Below are 22,073 nucleotides of genomic sequence, written 5' to 3' on the forward strand. Positions count from 1 at the left end.
GTCACGCATATGCCTTTATCAGGCTGCATGACGCCGAAGGGGCTCCATGGCCCCGCTTGGCTCTTCTTGTCCGGAACCGACGTTTCATGCGCCGCACCTTTTCGCTCGCCCTCAGCGCTTTGATGGCCGTCTCGATCGCCGCGACCACGGCGACGATCGCTCACGCCCAAGGCCCCGGCGGCGGCGGTGGCGGTCAGGACGACGGCGACCAGGCCGCCAAGAAGAAGAAGCGCGACGAGGAGTGGAACCAGCCCAAGGCGCCGCTGCCGCAGCTGCGCAACGCCGGTCCGTGCCCCTATGTGAAGGTGCTGTACGACGCCAGCCGCTATGTCGAGTTCAAGGACGCCAAGGAATCGGCCGCCCAGGCCGGCTTCACCGGCGAGATCCAGAGCCTGAGCTCGGGCTGCGCCTACAAGAGCGACGAGCCGATCAAGATCCGCGCCGAGGTCCTGTTCCAGCTGGGCAAGGGCCCGCAGGCTCAGGGCGACAAGCACGTCTACCGCTACTGGATCGCCGTGACCGAGCGGAACCAGTCGGTCATCGCCAAGGAATATTTCGACCTGCCGGTGACCTTCGCCGCCGGCCAGGACCGCGCCTATGCGCGTGAGACCATCGAGCAGATCACCATTCCGCGCGCCGACGCCAAGGTCAGCGGCGGGAACTTCGAGGTGCTGATCGGCTTCGACGTGACGCCGGAAATGGCGGCCTTCAACCGTGAGGGCAAGCGCTTCCGGGTCAATGCCGGCCAGACCGCCCAAGCAGGGACGACCACTAAGCAATGAACGATTTGAAGCGGTCCTTGAGCGAGGCGGCCGCGGCCGCTTTCCAGGCCGCCGGACTTCCTCCCGAGTTCGGACGCGTCACCGCCTCCGACCGACCCGACCTAGCCGATTTCCAGTGCAACGGCGCCCTCGCGGCGGCCAAGAGCGCCAAGCGTAATCCGCGCGAGATCGCGGTGCAGGTCGTCGATATCCTCAAAGGGGATCCCCGCCTGGCTTCGGTGGAGATCGCCGGGGTCGGCTTCATCAACATGCGCGTCAGCGACGAGGCCCTGTCGGCCCGCGTCCGCGAGATCGCCGGGGATGACCGCGTCGGCGCCCAGCTGCTGGAAGACCCGCGCCGCGTCCTGATCGACTATGCCGGCCCCAACGTCGCCAAGCCGATGCACGTGGGCCACCTGCGCGCCTCGATCATCGGCGAGTCGGTCAAGCGCCTGTACCGCTTCCGCGGCGACGACGTGGTGGGCGACGCGCACTTCGGCGACTGGGGCTTCCAGATGGGCCTGCTCATCTCGGCCATCGTCGACGAGGACGCCTTCATCCGCGCCCTGATGGACAAGCTGCCGGAAGCGCCGCGCGGCTTCAGCGCCGCCGACGAAGCCAAGGTGATGGCCGAGTTCGAGAGCCGGATCACCCTGGCCGATCTCGACCGTATCTATCCGGCCGCCTCGGTGCGCCAGAAGGAAGATCCGGCCTTCAAGGAGCGCGCCCGCAAGGCGACCGCCGAACTGCAGAACGGCCGCTTCGGCTACCGCCTGCTGTGGCGCCACTTCGTCAATGTCAGCCGCGTGGCCCTGGAGCGCGAGTTCCACGCCCTGGGCGTCGACTTCGACCTGTGGAAGGGCGAGAGCGACGTCAACGACCTGATCGAACCGATGGTCAACCAGCTGGAGCACAAGGGCTTGCTGGTCGAGGACCAGGGCGCCCGCATCGTCCGCGTGGCCCGCGAGGGCGACAAGCAGGACGTGCCGCCGTTGCTGGTGGTGTCGTCGGAAGGCTCGGCCATGTACGGCACGACCGACCTGGCCACGATCCTGGATCGTCGCAAGTCGTTCGACCCGCACCTGATCCTCTACTGCGTGGACCAGCGCCAGGCCCTGCACTTCGAGACCGTGTTCCGCGCCGCCTATCTGGCCGACTACGCCACCGAAGGCTCGTTGGAGCACATCGGCTTCGGCACCATGAACGGCACGGACGGCAAGCCCTTCAAGACCCGCGCCGGCGGCGTCCTGAAGCTGCACGACCTGATCGAGATGGCCCGCGAAAAGGCCCGCGAGCGCCTGCGCGAAGCGGGCCTGGGCGCCGAGCTGTCGGAAGCCCAGTTCGAAGACACCGCCCACAAGGTTGGCGTGGCGGCCCTGAAGTTCGCCGACCTGCAGAACTTCCGCGGCACCTCGTACGTCTTCGACCTCGACCGCTTCACCAGCTTCGAGGGCAAGACCGGCCCCTACCTGCTGTACCAGTCGGTGCGCATCAAGAGCGTGCTGCGCAAGGCGTCGGAAGCCGGCGCGACCGCCGGCCGCATCGTGATCCACGAACCGGCCGAGCGCGACCTGGCCATGCTGCTGGACGCCTTCGAGGGCGCCCTGCAGGAGGCCTATGACAAGAAGGCCCCCAACTTCGTGGCCGAGCACGCCTACAAGCTGGCCCAGACCTTCTCGAAGTTCTACGCCGCCTGCCCGATCATGAGCGCCGACACCGAAGAGCTGCGGGCCTCGCGCCTGAGCCTCGCCGAAACGACGCTGCGGCAGCTGGAGCTGACCCTCGACCTGCTGGGTATCGAAGCGCCCGAGCGGATGTAACCTCCCTCGCGCCCTCCGGCGGTTGCAATCGCCGCGAGGGCGCAGGACAGTCCCGGCGCTTTTATGCGTTCGGGAGGGGTTATGAATTCGTCCGTGGTCGCCATGTTGATGGCGAGCGTCTGCGTGAGCGCGATCGCTGGGCCGAGCCTGGCCGCCGACAAGGCCAAATCCACCGACAAGTTCGCTGAAGCCACCGCCGGGCTCGAGCGCAAGGACGGGCTGGTTCCGGTCTTCGTCGACAAGAAAGACGGCAAGGTCTTTCTGCTGCTGCCCAAGCCGGGCGCGGACGGGATCGCGGGGCGGTATCTTTACCAGACCTATCTGCGCGCTGGCCTGGGCTCGAACCCGACCGGCCTGGATCGCTCGGCGCCAGGCGACACCCAGATCATCGCCTTCCGCCGCGTGGGCGGGAAGGTCATCGCCCAGTTCGAGAACTGGGGGTTCCTGGCCCCGCGCGGCTCGGCCGACGAGCAGGCGGCGGTGAAGGACTCGTTCCCGGTCTCCAGCGTCTGGTCCAACGCCATCGAGGCCGAGGGCGCGGATGGCCGACTGCTGGTCGATGTCACCAGCTTCCTGGTCCGTGACGCTCAGGGCGTGGCCAAGACCCTCAAGCGCAGCAAGCAGGGCGACTTCCGGCTGAACGACGGCCTGTCCTATGCCGACACCGGCGAGGTGAACGTCTTCCCCCTGAACGTCGAGCTGGAGGCGGTCGAGACCTTCGTCGGCGATGATCCGGGCGGCGAGGTGCGCGGTATCGTGCCGGATCCGCGCAACGTCACCCTGGTGCTGCACCACTCATTCGTGGCCCTGCCCGAGCCGGGCTACATCCCGCGCCAGAACGACCCGCGTGTCGGCGTCATCGACCACACCGTGGCGGACTATTCCGCGCCGCTGAACGAGCCGGTGGTCTATCGCCTGGCGCACCGCTTCCGCCTGGAGAAGACCGATCCCGCCGCCGCCCGGTCGCCGGTCAAGAAGCCGATTGTCTTCTATGTCGACCGCGCCGCGCCCGAGCCGGTGCGCTCGGCCCTGGTCGAGGGCGGACGCTGGTGGAACCAGGCGTTCGAGGCGGCCGGCTTCATCGACGCCTTCAAGGTCGAGGTGCTGCCCGATGGGGTCAGCCCGCTGGACGCCCGCTACAACGTCGTCAACTGGGTGCACCGCCAGACGCGCGGTTGGTCCTACGGCCACGCGGTGGTCGATCCGCGCACCGGCGAGATCATCAAGGGCGACGTCCTCTTGGGCTCGGACCGCATCCGCCAGGATCGGCTGATCTTCGAGGGCCTGCTGGGCGCCGACAAGACCGGGACGGGCGGCCCCAACGATCCGATCGAGATTTCGCTGGCCCGCATCCGCCAGCTGTCGCCGCATGAGATCGGCCACTCGATCGGCTTGCAGCACAATTTCGCGGCCAGCACCTATGCCGGCCGCGCCTCGGTCATGGACTATCCGGGGCCGAAGGTCGCCATCAAGGACGGCCAGCTGGACTTCTCCGACGCCTACGGGCGCGGGATCGGGGCCTGGGACAAGTTCGTGATCGACTGGCTGTACGGCGTGGCCCCAGCGGGCGTCGACGAGAAGGCCTGGCTGAAGGCCAAGGCCGACAAGAGCCAGGCCGAGGGCCTGCGCTATGTCTCCGACGAGGACGCGCGGGGGCAGGATACGCCGCACCCGCTGGGCGCGGTCTGGGACAACGGCGCCGATCCGGTCGCCGAGCTCGACCAGACCATGGCGGTGCGCAAGATCGCCCTGGACCGTTTCGGCCTCGGCAACCTGCCCAAGGGCGCTTCGGTCGCCGACCTGCGCCGCATCGTCGTGCCGATCTACATCTTCCATCGTTACCAGGTCGACGCGACGGCCAAGCTGGTCGGCGGGGTCGACTTCACCTACGGCGCGCAGGGCGATGGCCATGAGGCCAGCAAGCCGGTCCCGGCCGCCCGCCAGGCCGCTGCGATCGACGCTCTGCTGAAGACGGTGACGCCGGCCGCGCTGGACCTCTCCGACAAGACCCTGGATGTCCTGACCTCGGGCCAATCGCAGGGAACCGACCACGCCTACGAGATCGAGACCTTCCAGCAGGGTCCGGTGTTTGACCTGCCCGCCACAGCCGAGGTCGCGGCCGACATGGTCTGGAGCGATCTCTTCGCGCCGGCGCGCCTGAACCGCCTGGTCGAGGCCAAGCGTCGTGACGCCGCCCAGCCGGGCGTCGAGGGGCTGCTGGACAAGGCCCTGGCCTTCGCTGCCTTCGACGGTAAGGCGACCGGTCGCCAAGCCGAACTGGCTCGCCGCGTGCGTCAGCGCATGGTGGTCAGCCTGGCCGACGCCCTGGCCGACAAGAGCCTGTCGCCGACCGCCGCCGCCGTGATCCGCGCGCGCCTGGCCGACTGGGGCAAGGGGCTGACGGCAGCAGCGACCGGCGGCGCGGCCGACCGCGCCCAGGCTCGCGCGCTGGCCGGGATCGTCGCCGACGAGAGCGGCGGTCGCCTGGCCGCCCTGGTCGAGGACGGCAAGGCCAAGGTTGTCACCCCGCCCGGTCCGCCGATCGGCGAGGACGACTGGTTCGGGGATCTTTAGGCCGCGCTTGACTCAGGGGCAGCCCTCCCGCATTGACCCCGACGACCCTCGCGGGAGACGTCGGGATTCGCTCCCGAGGCCGAAGGCGCAACCGCCCCGGAAACGCTCAGGCAAAAGGACCGCGCGGGTTTAGAAACGCTGGAAAGCAGTCGCTCGAAAGAGTGGCTCGCCGAAGGAGCAAGGCCGACCTCAAACAGCAGAGGGGGAAGGCCGGAATCTCTCAGGCACAAGGGACAGCGGGGGCGCGACCAACCGGCGGACGCCGGTCGTCTCGCCGACCCCGCTAGGAGCCCGCACAGTGTCCGATCAAGACCTCAAGAAGACCCCCTTGTTCGACGCCCACGTGGCGCTGGGCGCGCGCATGGTGCCGTTCGCCGGCTACTCCATGCCGGTGCAGTACAAGGACGGGGTGCTGAAAGAGCACCTCTGGACCCGCGAGCACGCTGGCCTGTTCGACGTCTCGCACATGGGCCAGGCCCGCCTGCGCGGCGAGAACCCCGCCAAGAGCTTCGAGAAGGTCGTCTCGGCCGACTACCAGGGCCTGAAGGCTGGCAAGCAGCGCTACGGCGTGCTGCTGAATGCCGAGGGCGGGATCATCGACGACCTGATGACCGCGCGTCCCGACGACGACGGCCTGTTCGTGGTGGTCAACGGCGCCTGCAAGGACAACGACTACAAGATCATCGCCGACGCCCTGGCCGGCGAGGCCACGGTGACCCGTCTGAAAGACCGCGCGCTGCTGGCGCTGCAAGGTCCGGAAGCCGCCGCCGTGCTGGCCGCGCATGTGCCGGAAGCCGCTGGCATGGTGTTCATGGACACTGTCGCCCTGGCCGCCTTCGGCGTCGACGCGATCATCTCGCGCTCGGGCTACACGGGCGAGGACGGCTACGAGATCTCGGTCCCAGCCGACGCCGCCGAGGGCATCTGGAACACCCTGCTGGCCGACGAACGCGTCAAGCCGATCGGCCTGGGCGCCCGCGACAGCCTGCGCCTGGAAGCGGGCCTGCCGCTGTACGGCCACGACCTGGACGAGACCGTCTCGCCGATTGAGGGCGGGCTGAACTTCGCCGTCGGCAAATCGCGCCGCGAGGCCGGCGACTATCTGGGCGCGGCCCGGATCGGCAAGGAACTGGCCGGCGAACTCTCGCGCGTCCGCGTCAATCTCAAGGTGCTGGAAGGCGCCCCGGCTCGTGAAGGCGCCGAGATCGCCGACGAAGCGGGCAATGTCATCGGCAAGGTGACCAGCGGCGGCTTCGCGCCCTCGCTCGGCTTCCCCATCGCCATCGGTTTCGCCCCGCCGGCCTATGCGGTCGTGGGCGCGAAGCTCAAGGTCATCGTTCGTGGAAAGCAGGCCGCTGCAGAAGTGGTCGCCACCCCGTTCGTTCCGAACCGTTACGTCCGCAAACTCTAATCAAGGGCCGACAGAGATGCGTTTCACCAAAGATCATGAATGGGTCGTCGTCCAAGGCGACGTCGCCACCGTCGGCATCACCGCCTACGCCGCCGAGCAACTGGGCGACGTGGTGTTCGTCGAAGTGCCGGAAGCCGGCAAGACCGTGAAACAGGGCGAGAACCTCGCCGTCGTCGAGAGCGTCAAGGCCGCCTCGGACGTCTACGCCCCGGTGTCGGGTGAAGTCGTCGAAGGCAATGCCGAGCTGGGCGATGCGCCGGAAACCGTCAACGCCCTGCCGGAAAGCGGCGGCTGGTTCGCCAAGATCAAGCTGTCGAACCCGGCCGAGGTCGACGCCCTGATGGACCGCGATGCCTACGAAGCGTTCCTGAGCACCCTCTAACTTTCGACCCCACGAAAGCAGATCAATGCGTTACCTCCCCCTGACCCCCGAAGACCGCGTCGAGATGCTCGGTGCGATCGGCGTGACGTCGATCGACGACCTGTTCGTCGACGTGCCGGCTTCGGCCCGCCGCGACGGAACCGTCGACCTGCCGCTGCATGCCGGCGAAATCGAAGTCGAGCGCGAGATGGCGGGCCTGGCCCGTCGCAACCGTTCGGCGGGGGAGGGACCGTTCTTCTGCGGGGCCGGCGCCTATCGCCACCACGTGCCGGCCACGGTCGACCACATCATCCAGCGGTCGGAATTCCTGACCAGCTACACGCCCTACCAGCCGGAAATCGCCCAAGGGACTCTTCAGGTACTCTTCGAGTTCCAGACCCAGGTCGCGGCCCTGACCGGCATGGAGGTGGCCAACGCCTCGCTCTATGACGGCTCGACCGGCGCGGCCGAGGCCGTGATGATGGCCCAGCGCGTCACCCGCCGGAACAAGGCGGTGATGTCGGGCGGCGTCCACCCGCACTACATCGAGACCATCGAGACCCTGGCCCACGCGGCCGGCGTCACGACCCAGGCCATGCCGGCCGCGGTCGACGCCGAGGATGCGGTGATCGCCGCCATCGACGCCGACACCGCCTGCGTCGTCGTCCAGACCCCGAACGTGTTCGGCACGGTCACGGACGTCACCAAGATCGCCGAGGCTGCTCACGCCGCCGGCGCGCTGCTGATCGTGGTCACCACCGAGGCCGTCTCGTACGGCCTGCTGAAGTCGCCCGGCGAAATGGGCGCCGACATCGCCGTGGCCGAGGGCCAGTCGATCGGCAATGGCCTGAACTTCGGCGGTCCCTATGTCGGTCTCTTCGCCTGCAAGGAAAAGTTCGTCCGCCAGATGCCGGGCCGCCTGTGCGGCGAGACGGTCGACGCCGATGGCAAGCGCGGTTTCGTGCTGACCCTGTCGACCCGCGAGCAGCACATTCGCCGCGACAAGGCGACCTCGAACATCTGCACCAACAGCGGCCTGTGCGCCCTGGCCTTCTCGATCCACATGAGCCTGCTCGGTGAGACCGGTCTGCGCCAGCTGGCCGCCCTGAACCACCAGAAGGCCGTGGCCCTGCGCGACGCCCTGAAGGCGGTGCCGGGCGTCGAGGTCCTGACCCCGCGCTTCTTCAACGAGTTCGCGATCCGCCTGCCGAAGAACGCCGCCGACGTGGTCGAGACCCTGGCCGGCCACGGCGTCATTGCCGGCGTGCCGTTCTCGCGCCTCGACGCGGGCGCGGGCCTGGACGACGTGCTGCTGGTCGCGGCTACCGAGACCACGCTGGACATCGACATCACTTTCTTCGCCAAGATCCTGACCAAGGCGGTGGGCCAATGAGCATGAACAACGTCGGCCGCCCCACGCGCCCCGAAACCGCCAACGACGCCGGTGGCCACGAGACCCTGACCGGCAATCGCGGCCTGCTGCAGAACGAAGCCCTGATCTTCGAACTGGACGGCTGGAACAAGACCGGTGTCGACCTGCCGCAAGCCGCCGCGCCGTCGAGCGACCTGGCCGGCCTGCTGCGCGACGCGCCGATCGGCCTGCCGGGTCTCTCCGAACCCGAAGCCGTCCGCCACTATGTGCGCCTGAGCCAGAAGAACCACGCCATCGACCTGGCGCTGTATCCGCTGGGCTCGTGCACGATGAAGCACAATCCGCGCCTGAACGAGAAGATGGCGCGCCTGCCGGGCTTCTCGGACATCCACCCGCTGCAGCCGCAGTCGACCGTGCAGGGCGCCCTGCAGCTGATGGACCGCCTGGCCCACTGGCTGAAGACCCTGACCGGCATGCCCGCTGTCGCGCTGAGCCCCAAGGCCGGCGCTCACGGCGAGCTGTGCGGCCTGCTGGCCATTCGCGCCGCCCACGAGGCGGCCGGCAACGGCCACCGCAAGACCGTCCTGGCCCCAACCAGCGCCCACGGCACCAACCCGGCCACGGCGGCCTTCGTCGGCTACACCGTCGTCGAGATCGCCCAGACCGATGACGGGCGCGTCGATCTGGCGGACCTGGAGTCCAAGCTGGGCGACCACGTGGCCGCCATCATGGTCACCAACCCCAACACCTGCGGCCTGTTCGAGCGCGACGTCGTCGAGATCGCTCGCCTGACCCACGCGGCGGGCGCGTACTTCTACTGCGACGGCGCCAACTTCAACGCCATCGTCGGCCGGGTGCGCCCGGGCGACCTGGGCGTCGACGCCATGCATATCAACCTGCACAAGACCTTCTCGACGCCCCACGGCGGCGGCGGTCCGGGCGCGGGTCCGGTGGTGCTGAGCGAGGCCCTGGCGGCCTTTGCCCCGACCCCCTGGCTGACCCACGGCGACGACGGCTTCGCCATGGTCGAGCACGCGGGCGAGGAGGGCGCCAAGACCGCCTTCGGCCGCATGAGCGCCTTCCACGGCCAGATGGGCATGTACGTCCGCGCCTACGCCTACATGCTGAGCCACGGGGCCGACGGCCTGCGTCAGGTGGCCGAGGACGCCGTCCTCAACGCCAACTACATCAAGGCCCAGCTGAAGGACGTGATGAGCCCGGCCTTCCCCGAAGGTCCGTGCATGCACGAGGCCCTGTTCGACGACAGCTGGCTGGAAGGCACCGGGGTGACCACGCTCGACTTCGCCAAGGCGATGATCGACGAGGGCTTCCACCCGATGACCATGTACTTCCCGCTGGTCGTCCACGGCGCGATGCTGATCGAGCCGACCGAGACCGAGAGCAAGCAGGAGCTGGATCGCTTCATCGAAGCGCTTCGTCTGCTGGCCGGCGCGGCCAAGGCGGGCGAGGTCGAGCGCTTCAAGGGCGCGCCGTTCCACGCCCCGCTCCGGCGCCTGGACGAGACCCAGGCGGCCCGCAAGCCCCGGTTGAGGTGGAAACCTGTGGCAGAAGCGCCACTGGCGGCTGAATAGCAAACACCATACCCCTGTTGCGACCAGAGGGCGCCTTTACGGCGCCCTCATCGGTCCACATATCGGGGGTGCGCGTCGGGGCGCTCTGGCTTTTCCAGGGAGCAAGCGGAGCGCAAGCCCGTTTCGTCCTCCCAATGACTGCTATCGCCCTCGCCATGCCGCGCGCCCGCCGCACCGCCGATGATCTCGCCCGTGAGCTCATCGCGCGATTCCTGCGCGTGATCCTGGTGACGCTGGGCGTGCTGCTGGTCATCGGCGGCATCGTCATCGCGCCGCTGCCGGGCCCCATGGGCCTGCCGCTGACCGTGGTCGGCCTGATGCTGGTGCTGCGCAACTCGTTCAAGGCGCGCAAGCAGTTCGTCCGCTTCCAGCACGCCCATCCCAAGCTGATCTTTCCGCTGCGTCGCCTGCTGCGTCGCGAGCCCGAGGTCGTGCTGGTGGCCTGGCAACAGGCCCTGCGCGTCGAGCGCCTGATCGTGCCGCGCAAGTGGCGCATGGCCGCCCGCTGGCGCAAGTCGTTCAAGCGTCGCGCCGCCGCGAAGCAAGCCGGACGGTGACAGCCACCGCCTCCACGATCGACATCAAGCACAGGGTCCGGCGCCGCGCGCGGTTGGCCTTGCTGCTGCGCGAGTCCGCGGCCCGCGCCTTCCGTTGGATCGCCATCGGCTTCGGCACGCTGGTGATCATCGCCGGCGCGGTGCTGACGCCGCTGCCGGGGCACGTGGGCCTGCCGCTGCTGGTCATCGGCCTGATGATCGTGCTGCGCTACTCGTTCCAGGCCCGGAAAACCTTCATCCGCTGGCAGAAGCGCCACCCCAAGCTGGTCTTCCCGATCCGCCGCCTGATGCGCCGCGAGCCCGAGGTGCTGCTGGTCGTCTGGCAGCAGATGCTCCGCACCGAGAAACTGGTCCTGCGCCGGGCCCGCTGGCGGCTGCTGAAGAAGACCCGCAAGCGCGTGAAGAAGTACGTGGCGCGAAAGATGGCCAAGACGGCCTGACCGCCAAGATCGTCCTGAACCCATCAGGTCCATGGGAATTGTAGCAGGCGCGCCGCCGCCATCGCCCCCAGGACACCTCATGCGTTTCGACGTCGAAGCCTCGCTGACCTACGACTTCGCCACTCCGTGCGAGGTGCTGCTGCTGATCGAGGCGGCGCATGGGCCAGACCAGATGGTCCATTCCGAGGCCCTGACCTTCTGGCCCAATGTCGACGCCGTTCGGGTCGACGATCCCGTCACCCACGAGCGCCGTACGGTGTTCACGGCGTCGGGCCGGGTGAACGCGCTCTACCGGGCCCAGGTCGAGGTGATGCACCGCGACCATGACCTGGCCGACGCCCCGGCCATGGCGATCCGCGACCTCCCCAGTGAGGTGCTGCCCTTCCTGCGCGCCAGCCGCTATGCGCCGTCCGACCGGCTGGAGCGGTTCTGCGAGCGCGAGTTCGGCGACCTGAAGGGCGGGCGTAAGGTCATGGCCATCCTGGATTGGATCGCCAAGCACGTGGACTATTGCTTCGGGGTCAGCGACGCGGCCACGACGGCCGTCGACACCCTGGTCGACCGAGCGGGCGTCTGCCGCGACTTCACCCATCTGGCGATCAGCCTGTGCCGCGCCGCCGACATCCCGGCCCGCGCGGTCAGCGCCTATGCCTGGCGGCTGGAGCCGCCGGACCTGCACGCCATCGCCGAGGTCTATCTGGGCGGACGCTGGCGGCTGATTGACGCCACGGGCCTGGCGCCGATCGAGGGCATGGTCCGCGTCGCCACCGGGCGCGACGCCGCCGACATCGCCTTCATGACCATCTTCGGCCAGGCGACCCTGATCGAGCAGAGCTTCTCGATTCAGGCTGTGTAGCGGTAGCCGTCGACGCCGACATGCTCGGCATTGCGTTCCCGCACCTGAGCGCCGGCCTCGTCGTACAGGAACGGCAGGAAGGCGTAGCGCTTGCCCCGGGTCACCGGCAGGGCTTCGTGCAGCAGCGAGCACGAGAACACGACCGCGCCACCCGTCGGGGCGCGATAGGTGCGGGGACCAAACTCCGGAAAGCGCAGGTCGCCGCCCTCATAGTCTTCGGCATTCAGGTTGATGGTCACGGCGAAGCGGCGGTGGGCGGTGCCCTTGGTGGTGTTGTCGCGGTGCGCCCGGAAGAAGCCGTGGTCGGCCGCGTCGTAGCAGGCCACCAGGTCGCGCTCCATGCGCGTGGCGGCGAACTGGAAGGCCTTGGCGATCTGCGGGGCCAGGCGGCGCTGGATCCGGGCCCGGACGGCGTCGCGCAGCTCGCCCGGCGGCAGCACCAGGTCGCGGCGGATCTTGTGGTTGGGGTCGCGGATCTCGACCGTCCGGCCCTCGAGCTCGCGCATGAAGCCCGAAGCCTCGCCGCCGTCGGCCTCATAGGCCGCGATCAGCATCTGGCACAGCTCAGGCTCGAACAGGCGTGGGACGACCAGCACGGGGGCGTGGAGCTCGACGCCGGCATGGGTCGCTACGGGTGGCAGGCCGGGCAGGATGCGCCCCAGGCGCTCGGTCTGGTCGGCGGGCAGGGTCGCGAGGATCCGGAAGTTCGGGTCGACCAGGATCCAGCCCGACCAGGTGGGGTCCTCGGCCGCCCCCAAGGCCGTGAAGGCCGCGCCGGCCTCGTCCAGCAGCCAGCGCGCGCCGGGCAGGCGGTTCTCGCGGCGGTTCCAGCGTTCGGTGTCACGCAACAGGCCGAAGAAGGCCAGGCTTTCGCCGTCGAAGCGCTCGGCATGTTCGTTCAGCACCTGCTCGACCAGATCGGCGAAGGCTTCGTCGCCGTCGCCGACCAGGGCCAGCAGCAGATAACGCCCGGCCGCGACATCGAACGCATAGCGGGGATTGCCGCGCGAGACGGCGAAGAACGACGGCGCGGGATCGCCGGGCAGCAGCTTGGTCATCGTCCCGCTGTTCTACACGCCAGGTTGCGCCGGCAAGGAAAAAAGCGTCAGGGCGCACCCGATCTCAGTTTCATGACGCGCCGTCTCAATCGGGGCTCGAGCGATTGCGCGCGGGGTGTCGCCGGTGGATCACCCCGCTGTGGCGAGCATCGTGAGTGTCACGCCTGAGCCGCGGGTCCGCCCGCGGACGCCGTTCCCTGAGCAGTGGGATCGGCGCACCCCGCGTTTCAACCCCTGAGGCGCGGGGTGTCGTCGTTTCCGGCCTGGCCAAAAGAAAGGGCGCGGACCTTGCGATCCGCGCCCTCTGTCTTGTTCGCTAAGCCCGCTGCTATTGCAGCTTGGAGCCCAGTTGGCTGATCGCGGCGTCGGCGAGCGGGTCGCTCTTGGCGCCGGCCAGACGGGCCGTCAGCACCGCTTCGGCGGCCTGGGCGGCGAGATCCACCGCCGCGGCCTTCACGTCGGCGGCGGCTTGCGCCTCGGCCTGAGCGATCTTGCGTTCGGCCATCTCGGCGCGGCGCTTGATCTGCTCCTCGAGCTTTTCCTTGGCTTCCTCGGCCAGACGCTTGGCGTCGGCCTTGGCGGCTTCCAGCATGCCCGTGGCCTGGCGCTCGGCTTCCTCGCGCTGGGCTTTCACGTCCGCGAGCAGGGCTTGAGCCTCTTCACGCAGTTGCTGGGCTTCATCGAGCTCGGCCTTGATCTTGGCGGCATAGCCGTCCAGCGCGCCGAACAGCGCGCCCGGCAGGACCTTCAGCACGACCAGCAGGCCGAAGAAGATCACCAGGGCGACCAGAACCCAGAATTCCGGGTTCGAGAAGCTGAACAGGGATTCGTGTTCCATCGTCAGCTCCTTAGGCCAGAGCCGACTTCAGCTCGGCGGCCGTGGCCACCTTGCCGGTCAGCTTCTCGACGATCGCGGCGGCCGTCTCTTCGGCGACCACGCGAACCTGACCCATGGCCTGGTCGCGGGCGGCCTGGATCGAAGCTTCGGCCGCGGCCAGCTTCTCGGCCAGGGCGGCCTCTTCCTTGGCCTGACGCTCGGCGGCTTCGGCCGTGGCCTTGGCCTTGGCGTCCGCTGCGGTCTTCTGGGCCTTGGCGCGAGCCTCGGCCACTTCCGCGGCGGCGGCGCGAGCCTGGGCTTCAGCCTCGTCCTTCATGCGACGGGCGTCGGCGATGTCGCCGGCGATCTTGCCGCCGCGCTCGTCGATCGCGCCGCTGACACGGGGCAGGAGCACCTTCGACAGCACGACATAGAGAACGGCGAAGATGAGCAGCAGCCAAACGATCTGGCCACCCCAGTGCTCGAACTGCAGCTGCGGAAGGCCGCCGCTTTCGTGCTTGGGGGTTTCAGTCGTCTCGACCGTGCCGTGATGTTCCGTCGCCATGGGCGAAGGCGCCTCTCAGCTAGAGCGTCCGCGAACAGGCCGGAAACCGGCCCGCATCAAGAGGACGCGAGAAAATAAGACAAGGAGCGCGGCGCTTCCGAACGAAGCGTCCGCGCTCCCCGGGATCCGATTACGAGAACAGGATCAGGAAGGCGATGACCAGGGCGAAGATGCCCAGGGCTTCCGTCAGAGCCATGCCCAGGAACAGCATCGGGCGCTCTTGAGCGGCGGCGGTCGGGTTACGCAGGGCGCCTTGGAAGTAGTTGCCGAACATCACGCCCAGGCCAACGCCCGCGCCGATCATGCCGAGCATGGCCAGGCCAGCGCCGATGTACTTAGCTGCAGCAGCGTCCATGATAGAGACTCCTTGGAAGGGTATTTGTTGGAAAGACTAAAGGTTGATCAGTGGCTGTCGAGGTGCACGACGTCGTTGATGTAGACGCATGCGAGCACCGCGAACACGAAGGCCTGCAGGAAGGCCACCATGAACTCGAGGGCCGTCAGGGCGACGACCGAGGTCAGGGCCAGGGCCGAACCGGCCCAGCCCAGGACGCCGAGACCGCCCAGGGCGATCACGAAACCGGCGAAGATCTTCAGCACGACGTGGCCGCCCAGCATGTTGCCGAACAGACGAAGGCCCAGGGTGATCGGACGGATCAGGAACGACAGGATCTCGATCGGCACCAGCAGGATGTACAGCACGGGGGGCACGCCCGACGGCGCGAACAGCTTGAAGAACTTCAGGCCGTTCTTGGCGAAGCCGACGGCGACCACGGTCAGGATGACCATCAGGCCCAGCGTCAGGGTTACAGCCAGCTGCGACGTGGCGGTGAACACCAGGAACATGCCCTGGATGTTCATGAACAGCACGAAGGCGAACAGCGTGAAGACGAAGGGCATGAACTTCTTGCCCTCGTGGCCGATGATCGACTCCGCGAGCCCATCGACCAGTCCGTAGAGCATCTCGCCCACCGCCTGCAGGCGGCCCGGGATGACGGCCTTGCGCGCGGCCAGGCTGTAGAACGTGATGACCAGCAGCGCCGCCAGCATCATCGCGGCCACGGAGTTCGTGATCGACAGGTCGATCGCGCCGAGGCCGGGAACGGTCACGGTGGGCAGTTCCACGATCTTCGCGATCTGGAACTGGTGCATCGGATCGGCCATTGGCCCTAGTCTCTCTTCTGCTTGGGGACGGTAGACCCGTCTCCCGTGTGTCCGTCGGCATTCCCTTGTGGGGACGGCGCCGACGCCTGCGCGCTTAGTTTCATCGCCTTGCGGACGATGGAGAATATCGCGAGCCCCAGACCGATCAGCAGACCGCCGACCATGCCCCAGGGGCTCGTGTGGACGTAGTGATCGAGCAGCCAGCCGAAGCCGAGACCCACCAATACGCCCCCGATCAAATCCGCCAACAGACGGTAACCGTCCTGGTTGGCCTTTTCGGTCGCCGCTTTCGCGGGCTTTTCCGCCGCCTTCTTCGCCTCAAATGCGTCGAGCCGAGCGTCGAGGCTTGCGAGGGCCTTGTCGTTCGGTTCGTCGGCCTTGGGCATGGGAAGCGGCAGGTCCGAAAACGCCGCGGACGCGCCAAAACAAGGCGCAATTCCGGCCGGCTTGATCGGCGCGGAACCTATAGACCTCGCTGCGGTGCGTCAAGGCGAGCGGTTCGCGGGCCAAGTGACGGGAATACTTAAGGATTTAGCCTTCGGCTTCGGGCGGGGGCAAAACGATCCCCAATCGGGACCGGTTAACGGGTCTACCAAAGCGCGGAACCGTTCCTATATGGAGCGTGCTCTTTCGGCGTCACCCCCAATAGGCAAGGGGCGACGAACCCGATGACGCATTGATTTTTGCGTAAATCTGGGCTTTAGAGCCGCCGCCTCCAAACAACACGAAGATTCATGTCGCACCTGAAGAACACCGGATTCGCCGATCGTATTTCCTCGCAGCAGGAAGCCAAGAAGGCCATGCTGGCCAAGTTCAAGGCCAAGCCGACCGTGCAGGATCCCGATTTCGACAAGCGTGAAGAGCTTCGCGCCGCCGAACTCGAAGCCGTCCGCGCCGCCCGCGCCGAAGCCAAGGAAGTCGCCCGCCTCGAAGCCCTGGCTCGCCAAGAGGCGATCATGGCCGTCAAGCGCGCCGAGCGTAAGGAACGCAAGACGCAGGAAGCTGCCGAGATGCGCGTCCGCAAGGAAGAGAAGGCCAAGGAGCGCGACGAGCTGCGCGCCCTGGGCAAGACGACCAACAGCAAGCAATCGCGGGCCCAGCAATGGGGCCACCTGCTGGGGTAGAGCCTGTCCGTTTCGGATGGAACATCCGAAACGGAAAAACAGGCTCGCCCTTTAGTGTTGGAGCGTGCTGCGCACGCTCCAATGTGATCAGGGGTCCTTCGGGGCCCCTTTTTCTTGACCTGTTATGCTGATGGCGCATCTCGACGTCCTCGCCAGCCTGTTCGTGGTCGCCGCCCTCGCGGGGGCGCTCGACGCCATCGCCGGCGGCGGTGGCCTGGTGACCCTGCCGGCCCTGCTGCTGGCGGGTCTGTCGCCGGTCCAGGCCCTGGGCACCAACAAGCTTCAGGGCGCCGTCAGCGCCCTGTCCTCGACCACGGCCTTCGCTCGGCGCGGCCTGATCGAGTGGAAGACCGCCCTGCCGGTCGCCGGCGCGGCCGCCGTAGCGGGTCTGTGCGGCGCCCTGTGCGCCAGCCTGCTGTCGCCGCAGCTGCTGCGAGCCATCGTGCCGCTGCTGCTGATCGCCATCGCCCTCTATTTCGGCTTCTCGCGCGCCCTCAAGGCCGAGGACGTGGCGCCACGCATGGCGCTGATCCCGTTCGCCTGTTTCGTCACGCCGCTGGTCGGCTTCTACGACGGCATCTTCGGACCCGGCGCGGGGGCCTTCTACATGGTCGCGATCGTGACCCTGCTGGGCTACGGCGTGCTCAAGGCCACCGCCCACACCAAGCTGGCCAACGCCGCCAGCAACCTGGGCAGCCTGACCCTGTTCATCATCAAGGGCGCGGTCGTCTGGCCGGTGGGTCTGGCCATGGCCGCAGGCGCCTTCATCGGCGCCCAGGTCGGCTCGCGCCTGGCCATGCGCTTCGGGCCCAAGCTGATCCGGCCGCTGCTGGTGGTCATCTCGTGCGCCATGGCCATCAAGCTGCTGGCCGATCCCGCCAACCCGATCCGCCAGGCGATCGGTTTCTAGTTAGGCGACCAGCTTTTCAGCCGTGCTCAGGTCGACGCTGACCAGCTGGCTCACCCCACGCTCGGCCATGGTCACGCCGAACAGGCGGTCCATCCGGCTCATAGTCACCGGGTTGTGGGTGATGGCGATGAAGCGCGTCTGGGTCCGCCGGCGCATCTCGTCGAGCATGTTGCAGTAGCGGTCAACGTTCGCATCGTCCAAGGGCGCGTCGACTTCGTCCAGCACGCAGATCGGGGCCGGATTGGCCAGGAACACGCCGAAGATCAGGGCGCTGGCCGTCAGGGCCTGCTCGCCGCCGCTCATCAGGCTCATGCTGGCCATGCGCTTGCCGGGCGGGCAGGCGAAGATCTCCAGGCCGGCTTCCAGCGGGTCGTCGCTCTCGATCAGCTTCAGCTCGGCCTGGCCACCGCCGAACAGGGCCTGGAAGAGGGTCTGGAAGTTGGCGTTGATCACGTCGAAGGCGGCCAGCAGGCGTTCGCGCCCCTCGGCGTTCAGCTCCTCGATACCGGCCCGCAGCTTGGTCACCGCGCCCGACAGGTCGGCCCGCTCGACGCGCATGATCTCCAGGCGGCCGGCATATTCCTGGGCCTCTTCCTCGGCGCGCAGGTTGACCGGGCCGATGGCGTCGCGCTCGCGTTCCAGGGCGAACAGGTGGGCCTCGACCCCGGCGGCGTCCTTCGGCACGGCCACGGCCTCGCCGGCGACGTGGCGGCCCAGCTCCTCGGGCTCCATGCGGGCCTGTTCGCGGATGGCCGAAGCGACCTCGGCGAAGCGCTGGCGGGCGCCGTCCAGGTGGGCGACCAGCGAGGCGCGTTTCTCGCGGGCTTCGCCGGCGGCCTGCTCGGCGGCGCGGGCGGTGCGGTCGTTGTTGAGGCGCAGGGTCTCGGCGGCCTCCAGGGCGTCGCTGGCCTTGGCGCGGCGAGCCTCTGCGGCGCCGAACTCGTCCAGCAGGGCGACCAGCTTTTCCTGTAAGGCGGCCGGGGCCTCGCGCGCGCCTTCCAGCGCGGCGGCGGCCTTCACGCGGTCGGCCTCCAGGGACTCGGTGCGCTTGCCGGCGGTCTCGGCGCGCTTGGCCCAGTCGGTGCGGTCACGCTCCAGGCTCTCCAGGCGACGCTGGCGGCCGGCGCGTTCGCGGGTCTCGACGTCCAGGGCCGTGCGAGCGGCGCTGGCGGCCTCGCGAGCCTGGGCCGAGGCCTGGCGGGCCTCCGCGAGCTGAGGCTGAAGGTCGCCCGAGGTCTGGGCGGCGGCGTGGGCTTCGCGGGCTGAGGCCAGAGCCGTATCGGACTCGACCTTCTCGGCCTCGAAGCGGGCGATGGTGTCGTCCAGCGATTGCGCTCGCGCAGCCCTCATCGCCTGCTCGCGTTCGAACTTGGCGACCTGCTCGCGGGCGCTGGTCAGCAGGCGCTCGGCGTCGGGCGGACCGCGGCGCTTGTCGCGTAGCAGGTCCTCGATAGCGCGCATGCGGTCGGCGGCGGTCTTCAGGGCGGCGGCGGTGGCCTCGGCGCGCGGGGCCAGGATGTCGATCTCGGCCTCGACCTCGGCCAGGCGGGTGCGCTGCTCCAGGCGCACGGCGGCGGGCTTGGGGGCGTCGGCGCGGGCCACGAAGCCGTCCCAGCGCCACAGGTCGCCTTCCTTGGACACCAGGCGAGCGCCGGGCTTGAGATCCTTCTGCAGGCGATCCCCGTCGGCGCGGGCCACGACGGCCACGTGCGAGAGGCGGGCGGCCAGGGCGGGCGGCGCCTTGACCAGCGGCGCCAGCGGCTGCGCGCCCTCCGGCCAACTCGGAGCTGGAGCCTCGGCGCCGCCCCAGTACGAGGGGGCCTTGGCGTCCAGGGCCGCGTCCAGGTCGTCGCCCAGCGCCGCCGCCAGGGCCGCGCCATAGCCCTTGTCGGGCGCGACGCTGTCCAGGGCCGGGGCGTGGCCGCTCTTGCTGCGCGGAGCCGTGAGCTGTGCCAGGCCCCGGGCTTCCGTGCGCAGGCGGCCCAGCTGGTCCTCGACATTGCGGGCCAGCTGGCGGGCCTGGGCTTCCTGCTCGGCGGCCTTGACCCGTTCGTTCTCGGCCTCTTCCAGCGCCGCGCGGGCGGCGGCCAGGGCGGCCTCGGCATTGGCGAAGCGCTGGCGGGCGTCGGCGGCGGCCGGGTCGATCTCGGGACCGACGGCGGCGCGTTCCGCCTTGGCCTGGTCGAGGGCGCGGTTGGTGCGGTTGGCGCGAGCCTCGGCTTCGGACAGGCGGGCGGCGGCGGCGCGGCCTTGCGCCTCCTCGGCGGCGACGCGGGCGGCCAGCTGCTCGACCTGGGTCTCGGCGGCGGCCCGCGCCGTCTCGGCGGCCTTGGCGGCGGCCTCCAGCTCGGGACCCCGCTCCGGCGCCGCGGCGACCAGGGCGCGGACCTCGGCCAGCTCCGCGTCGATGCGGGCCAGGGCGGCGGCGGCGTCGTCCTTGGCCTGGCTCTCGCGGGCGCGGTCGTCATCGATGCGAGCCAGGTCGTTCTTGAGCCGCTCGAACTCGGCCGAGGCCGCCTCGGCCTCACGCTCGGCGCGGTCCTTCTGGATGGCCAGCTGGCCCAGGATCGCCTGGGCGATGGTCGCCTCTTCCCGCAGCGGCGGCATGGCGGCCTCGGCCTCGGTGATGGCCACCTGGGCGGCGGCGCTGGCGCGGGCGGTTTCTTCAACGGTGCGGGCAGCTTCGGTCGCCTCGCGCTGGGTGCGCTCCAGGGTATCGCGGGCTTCGGTCCAGCGGGCGTAGAGCACGGCGCCCTGCACGGCGCGGATCTCGGACGACAGGCGCTTGTACTTCTCGGCCTGGCGGGCCTCGCGCTTGAGGCGGTTCAGGGCCGTCTCCAGCTCGCGGGCCACGTCCTCCAGGCGCGAGAGGTTGCTCTCGGCGGCCCGCAGCCGCAGCTCGGCCTCGTGGCGGCGGGTATGCAGGCCAGAGACCCCAGCGGCCTCTTCCAGGATGCGGCGGCGGTTCTGCGGCTTGGCGCCGATCAGCTCGCTGATCTGGCCCTGGCGCACCAGGGCCGGCGAGTTGGCCCCGGTCGAGGCGTCGGCGAACAGGAGCTGGACGTCACGGGCCCGCACCTCGCGGCCGTTGATCTTGTAGGTTGAGCCGGCCCCGCGATCGATGCGGCGCACGACCTCCAGCACCGGATCGTCGTTGAACTGGGCCGGGGCCGTGCGGTCGGCATTGTCGATGGTCAGGGCCACGTCGGCGTGGTTTCGCGGCGGGCGGGCGCCGCTGCCGGCGAAGATCACGTCGTCCATGCCGCCGGCCCGCATGGCCTTGGCCGAGTTGGCGCCCATCACCCAGCGCAGGGCTTCCAAGAGGTTGGACTTGCCGCAGCCGTTCGGGCCGACAATGCCCGTCAGCCCGGGCTCGATCCGAAACTCGGTCGGCTCGACGAAGGACTTAAAGCCCGAGAGGCGGAGGCGCTGGAACTGCACGGAGGCGGTCCCTTAGAGGCTCAGCGCTTCGCCGCCGAGGCGAAGGCCTTGGAGAGCACCGCGAAGTCGGCGCTGTGGTCGTAGGGCGCGCCGTTGACGAAGAAGGTCGGCGTGCCCTCGATGCCGTCGTCGATCGCCTTGGCGAAGCGGTCGTTGACCGCCTTCAGCGCCGCGTCGTCGCTCAGGGCCGCCTTGAACTGGTCGTCGGTCAGGCCGTACTGCTTGCCGATGGCCTGCAGGCCCTCGAACAGCCGCTCGCTGCGATAGATCTCTTCCTGCTTCTGGAAGACGGTGGTCAGCACCTCGAAATACTTCCCCGGAATCCGGCGGCACAGCATGAAGCCGGCCGCCGCGAACTCGTTGGGCGGGGTCAGGAATTCGCGGAACACCAGGCGCACCTTGCCGGTGTCGATGAAGCTCTTGCGCACCTGCGGCTGCACCGTCGTCCACCAGTGGGCGCAGTGCGGGCAGCTGGCCGAGGCGTAGACCACCAGCTGGATCGGCGCCTTGGCCGAGCCCAGCACCATGTCGCCCGGAAGCGCCGGCAGCGGCGCGGCGCGCGCGGCCGAGGCGCTGGCGGTGACCGCCAGGCCGGAAACGAGCAGCGCGCGCCGATCCAGAGCCATTATTTCGAGGCTTCCGCGATGGCGGCGTCCAGCTGGGCCAGGGTGGCTTCGCCGCCCTCTTCGCCGCCGACCTTCTTGCCGTTGACGATGAAGGTCGGGGTGCCCTGGATCTTGTCGGCCTTCATCTGCTTGTCGAGGCGCTCGGCCGACTTGGCGGCGTTCTCGTCGCTGAGGCAGCTGTTGAACTGCGCCTCGCTCATGCCGGCCGCGCGGGCGATGGTCAGCAGTTCGCCGCGGATGTCGCCGGTTTGGAAGATGCTGGCCTGGGCGTGGTACAGGGCGTCGGTCACCTGGAAGTACTTATCCTTGCCGGCGCAGCGGGCCAGCATGGCGCCGGCGTTGGCCAGGGTCGGCTCGCCGGTCAGGGCCTCGCGGGCCACGTAATTGACCTTGCCGGTGTCGATGTACTTGGCCTTGAAGGCCGGGAAGACTTCCTCGTTCCACTTGGCGCAGTGCGGGCAGGCGACCGAGGCGTATTCGACGACCGTGACCTTGGCGTTCGGATTGCCCAGGGTCATGTCCTCGGCCGTGACCTTGGTCCCCTTGGGACCGCAGGCGGCGAGACTGGCCGCGAGAGCGGCGACAAGGGTGACGCGGGTGATCAGCGAACGCATGAAAAGGCCC

Annotated in this window: 20 protein-coding genes, 1 pseudogene and 1 riboswitch; of the genes and pseudogenes, 12 read left to right on the forward strand and 9 right to left on the reverse strand. The window is 68.9% G+C overall.

Annotated elements, in window-relative coordinates:
• Positions 1-86 precede the first annotated feature (86 nt).
• From AC1RRR_RS13715 to AC1RRR_RS13760, 10 genes and pseudogenes are all read left to right on the forward strand, one after another.
• Positions 87-782, forward strand: a complete 696-nt coding sequence (locus tag AC1RRR_RS13715) for a Tat pathway signal sequence domain protein (RefSeq protein ID WP_492813859.1) — start codon at positions 87-89, stop codon at positions 780-782.
• Positions 779-2,581 carry an arginine--tRNA ligase gene (locus AC1RRR_RS13720; RefSeq protein ID WP_492813861.1) on the forward strand — a complete coding sequence of 601 codons (1,803 nt, stop codon included), beginning with the start codon at positions 779-781 and terminating at the stop codon, positions 2,579-2,581. Before AC1RRR_RS13715 ends, AC1RRR_RS13720 begins: the two co-directional genes overlap by 4 nt.
• An 81-nt stretch (positions 2,582-2,662) precedes the next feature.
• The gene (locus AC1RRR_RS13725; protein WP_492813863.1) at positions 2,663-5,155 is read left to right on the forward strand and encodes a zinc-dependent metalloprotease; all 2,493 of its coding nucleotides are present in this window, start codon (positions 2,663-2,665) and stop codon (positions 5,153-5,155) included.
• A gap of 41 nt (positions 5,156-5,196) precedes the next feature.
• Positions 5,197-5,287: riboswitch (glycine riboswitch) on the forward strand.
• 166 nt (positions 5,288-5,453) lie between these two features.
• Positions 5,454-6,566, forward strand: a complete 1,113-nt coding sequence (gene gcvT, locus AC1RRR_RS13730; protein ID WP_492813865.1) for a glycine cleavage system aminomethyltransferase GcvT — start codon at positions 5,454-5,456, stop codon at positions 6,564-6,566.
• Between the two features lie 10 nt (positions 6,567-6,576).
• A pseudogene (gene gcvH / locus AC1RRR_RS13735) lies at positions 6,577-6,948 on the forward strand (glycine cleavage system protein GcvH); the annotation flags it as partial.
• A 25-nt stretch (positions 6,949-6,973) separates the two neighbouring features.
• Complete coding sequence (gcvPA, locus tag AC1RRR_RS13740) at positions 6,974-8,320, forward strand: aminomethyl-transferring glycine dehydrogenase subunit GcvPA (RefSeq protein WP_492813867.1); 1,347 nt, start codon at positions 6,974-6,976, stop codon at positions 8,318-8,320.
• Positions 8,317-9,891 (forward strand): aminomethyl-transferring glycine dehydrogenase subunit GcvPB, encoded by a 1,575-nt coding sequence (gcvPB, locus tag AC1RRR_RS13745; RefSeq protein WP_492813868.1) that lies wholly within the window; start codon positions 8,317-8,319, stop codon positions 9,889-9,891. Before gcvPA ends, gcvPB begins: the two co-directional genes overlap by 4 nt.
• A gap of 134 nt (positions 9,892-10,025) precedes the next feature.
• On the forward strand, positions 10,026-10,448 hold the full coding sequence (locus AC1RRR_RS13750; RefSeq protein ID WP_492813870.1) for a hypothetical protein: 423 nt from the start codon (positions 10,026-10,028) through the stop codon (positions 10,446-10,448).
• The gene (locus AC1RRR_RS13755; RefSeq protein ID WP_492813872.1) at positions 10,445-10,888 is read left to right on the forward strand and encodes a hypothetical protein; all 444 of its coding nucleotides are present in this window, start codon (positions 10,445-10,447) and stop codon (positions 10,886-10,888) included. The genes AC1RRR_RS13750 and AC1RRR_RS13755 overlap by 4 nt, the downstream gene beginning before the upstream one ends.
• A 79-nt stretch (positions 10,889-10,967) precedes the next feature.
• Positions 10,968-11,744: a transglutaminase-like domain-containing protein gene (locus AC1RRR_RS13760; RefSeq protein WP_492813874.1), complete on the forward strand. Its 777-nt coding sequence runs from the start codon at positions 10,968-10,970 to the stop codon at positions 11,742-11,744.
• On the opposite strand, the gene AC1RRR_RS13765 is transcribed toward AC1RRR_RS13760, so the two are convergent.
• From AC1RRR_RS13765 to AC1RRR_RS13790, 6 genes are all read right to left on the reverse strand, one after another.
• The gene (locus AC1RRR_RS13765; protein WP_492813875.1) at positions 11,732-12,802 is read right to left on the reverse strand and encodes a 2OG-Fe(II) oxygenase family protein; all 1,071 of its coding nucleotides are present in this window, start codon (positions 12,800-12,802) and stop codon (positions 11,732-11,734) included. The two genes, AC1RRR_RS13760 and AC1RRR_RS13765, sit on opposite strands and share 13 nt — an antisense overlap.
• Positions 12,803-13,130: 328 nt before the next feature.
• Positions 13,131-13,640 (reverse strand): F0F1 ATP synthase subunit B, encoded by a 510-nt coding sequence (locus AC1RRR_RS13770; protein WP_492813877.1) that lies wholly within the window; start codon positions 13,638-13,640, stop codon positions 13,131-13,133.
• A 10-nt stretch (positions 13,641-13,650) separates the two neighbouring features.
• A complete protein-coding gene (locus tag AC1RRR_RS13775; protein ID WP_492813879.1) occupies positions 13,651-14,184 on the reverse strand; it encodes a F0F1 ATP synthase subunit B family protein in 534 nt (177 codons plus the stop codon).
• A 130-nt stretch (positions 14,185-14,314) separates the two neighbouring features.
• Positions 14,315-14,539 carry a F0F1 ATP synthase subunit C gene (locus tag AC1RRR_RS13780; protein ID WP_004615714.1) on the reverse strand — a complete coding sequence of 75 codons (225 nt, stop codon included), beginning with the start codon at positions 14,537-14,539 and terminating at the stop codon, positions 14,315-14,317.
• 47 nt (positions 14,540-14,586) lie between these two features.
• Positions 14,587-15,348 carry a F0F1 ATP synthase subunit A gene (locus AC1RRR_RS13785; protein WP_492813881.1) on the reverse strand — a complete coding sequence of 254 codons (762 nt, stop codon included), beginning with the start codon at positions 15,346-15,348 and terminating at the stop codon, positions 14,587-14,589.
• A 5-nt stretch (positions 15,349-15,353) separates the two neighbouring features.
• Positions 15,354-15,734, reverse strand: a complete 381-nt coding sequence (locus AC1RRR_RS13790; RefSeq protein ID WP_492813883.1) for an AtpZ/AtpI family protein — start codon at positions 15,732-15,734, stop codon at positions 15,354-15,356.
• A 348-nt stretch (positions 15,735-16,082) separates the two neighbouring features.
• On the opposite strand from AC1RRR_RS13790, the gene AC1RRR_RS13795 reads away from it, so the two are divergent.
• Together AC1RRR_RS13795 and AC1RRR_RS13800 are read left to right on the forward strand one after the other, a co-directional pair.
• Positions 16,083-16,472, forward strand: coding sequence for a DUF6481 family protein (locus tag AC1RRR_RS13795; RefSeq protein ID WP_492813885.1), 390 nt, complete (start codon positions 16,083-16,085; stop codon positions 16,470-16,472).
• Between the two features lie 130 nt (positions 16,473-16,602).
• Positions 16,603-17,382 (forward strand): TSUP family transporter, encoded by a 780-nt coding sequence (locus AC1RRR_RS13800; RefSeq protein WP_492813887.1) that lies wholly within the window; start codon positions 16,603-16,605, stop codon positions 17,380-17,382.
• Here AC1RRR_RS13800 and smc read toward each other — a convergent pair whose 3' ends face one another.
• Genes smc through AC1RRR_RS13815 form a run of 3 tightly spaced genes read right to left on the reverse strand, consistent with a single transcriptional unit; the run spans position 17,383 to position 22,063 of the window.
• Positions 17,383-20,823 (reverse strand): chromosome segregation protein SMC, encoded by a 3,441-nt coding sequence (gene smc, locus AC1RRR_RS13805; RefSeq protein ID WP_492813889.1) that lies wholly within the window; start codon positions 20,821-20,823, stop codon positions 17,383-17,385.
• A gap of 20 nt (positions 20,824-20,843) precedes the next feature.
• The gene (locus tag AC1RRR_RS13810; protein ID WP_492813891.1) at positions 20,844-21,449 is read right to left on the reverse strand and encodes a thioredoxin domain-containing protein; all 606 of its coding nucleotides are present in this window, start codon (positions 21,447-21,449) and stop codon (positions 20,844-20,846) included.
• A complete protein-coding gene (locus tag AC1RRR_RS13815) occupies positions 21,449-22,063 on the reverse strand; it encodes a DsbA family protein (RefSeq protein WP_492813892.1) in 615 nt (204 codons plus the stop codon). Before AC1RRR_RS13815 ends, AC1RRR_RS13810 begins: the two co-directional genes overlap by 1 nt.
• Positions 22,064-22,073 lie beyond the last annotated feature (10 nt).

This window comes from Caulobacter sp. GW821-FHT12D05, assembly GCF_058807295.1.

What these genes read in the sequence shown, in the direction of transcription:
- AC1RRR_RS13715 (WP_492813859.1), top strand. Translation starts at nt 87, where the DNA reads ATGCGCCGCACCTTTTCGCTCGCCCTCAGCGCTTTGATGGCCGTCTCG.
- AC1RRR_RS13720 (WP_492813861.1), top strand. Translation starts at nt 779, where the DNA reads ATGAACGATTTGAAGCGGTCCTTGAGCGAGGCGGCCGCGGCCGCTTTC.
- AC1RRR_RS13725 (WP_492813863.1), top strand. Translation starts at nt 2,663, where the DNA reads ATGAATTCGTCCGTGGTCGCCATGTTGATGGCGAGCGTCTGCGTGAGC.
- gcvPA (WP_492813867.1), top strand. Translation starts at nt 6,974, where the DNA reads ATGCGTTACCTCCCCCTGACCCCCGAAGACCGCGTCGAGATGCTCGGT.
- gcvPB (WP_492813868.1), top strand. Translation starts at nt 8,317, where the DNA reads ATGAGCATGAACAACGTCGGCCGCCCCACGCGCCCCGAAACCGCCAAC.
- AC1RRR_RS13750 (WP_492813870.1), top strand. Translation starts at nt 10,026, where the DNA reads ATGACTGCTATCGCCCTCGCCATGCCGCGCGCCCGCCGCACCGCCGAT.
- AC1RRR_RS13760 (WP_492813874.1), top strand. Translation starts at nt 10,968, where the DNA reads ATGCGTTTCGACGTCGAAGCCTCGCTGACCTACGACTTCGCCACTCCG.
- AC1RRR_RS13765 (WP_492813875.1), bottom strand. Translation starts at nt 12,802, where the DNA reads ATGACCAAGCTGCTGCCCGGCGATCCCGCGCCGTCGTTCTTCGCCGTC.
- AC1RRR_RS13770 (WP_492813877.1), bottom strand. Translation starts at nt 13,640, where the DNA reads ATGGAACACGAATCCCTGTTCAGCTTCTCGAACCCGGAATTCTGGGTT.
- AC1RRR_RS13775 (WP_492813879.1), bottom strand. Translation starts at nt 14,184, where the DNA reads ATGGCGACGGAACATCACGGCACGGTCGAGACGACTGAAACCCCCAAG.
- AC1RRR_RS13780 (WP_004615714.1), bottom strand. Translation starts at nt 14,539, where the DNA reads ATGGACGCTGCTGCAGCTAAGTACATCGGCGCTGGCCTGGCCATGCTC.
- AC1RRR_RS13785 (WP_492813881.1), bottom strand. Translation starts at nt 15,348, where the DNA reads ATGGCCGATCCGATGCACCAGTTCCAGATCGCGAAGATCGTGGAACTG.
- AC1RRR_RS13790 (WP_492813883.1), bottom strand. Translation starts at nt 15,734, where the DNA reads ATGCCCAAGGCCGACGAACCGAACGACAAGGCCCTCGCAAGCCTCGAC.
- AC1RRR_RS13795 (WP_492813885.1), top strand. Translation starts at nt 16,083, where the DNA reads ATGTCGCACCTGAAGAACACCGGATTCGCCGATCGTATTTCCTCGCAG.
- AC1RRR_RS13800 (WP_492813887.1), top strand. Translation starts at nt 16,603, where the DNA reads ATGGCGCATCTCGACGTCCTCGCCAGCCTGTTCGTGGTCGCCGCCCTC.
- AC1RRR_RS13810 (WP_492813891.1), bottom strand. Translation starts at nt 21,449, where the DNA reads ATGGCTCTGGATCGGCGCGCGCTGCTCGTTTCCGGCCTGGCGGTCACC.
- AC1RRR_RS13815 (WP_492813892.1), bottom strand. Translation starts at nt 22,063, where the DNA reads ATGCGTTCGCTGATCACCCGCGTCACCCTTGTCGCCGCTCTCGCGGCC.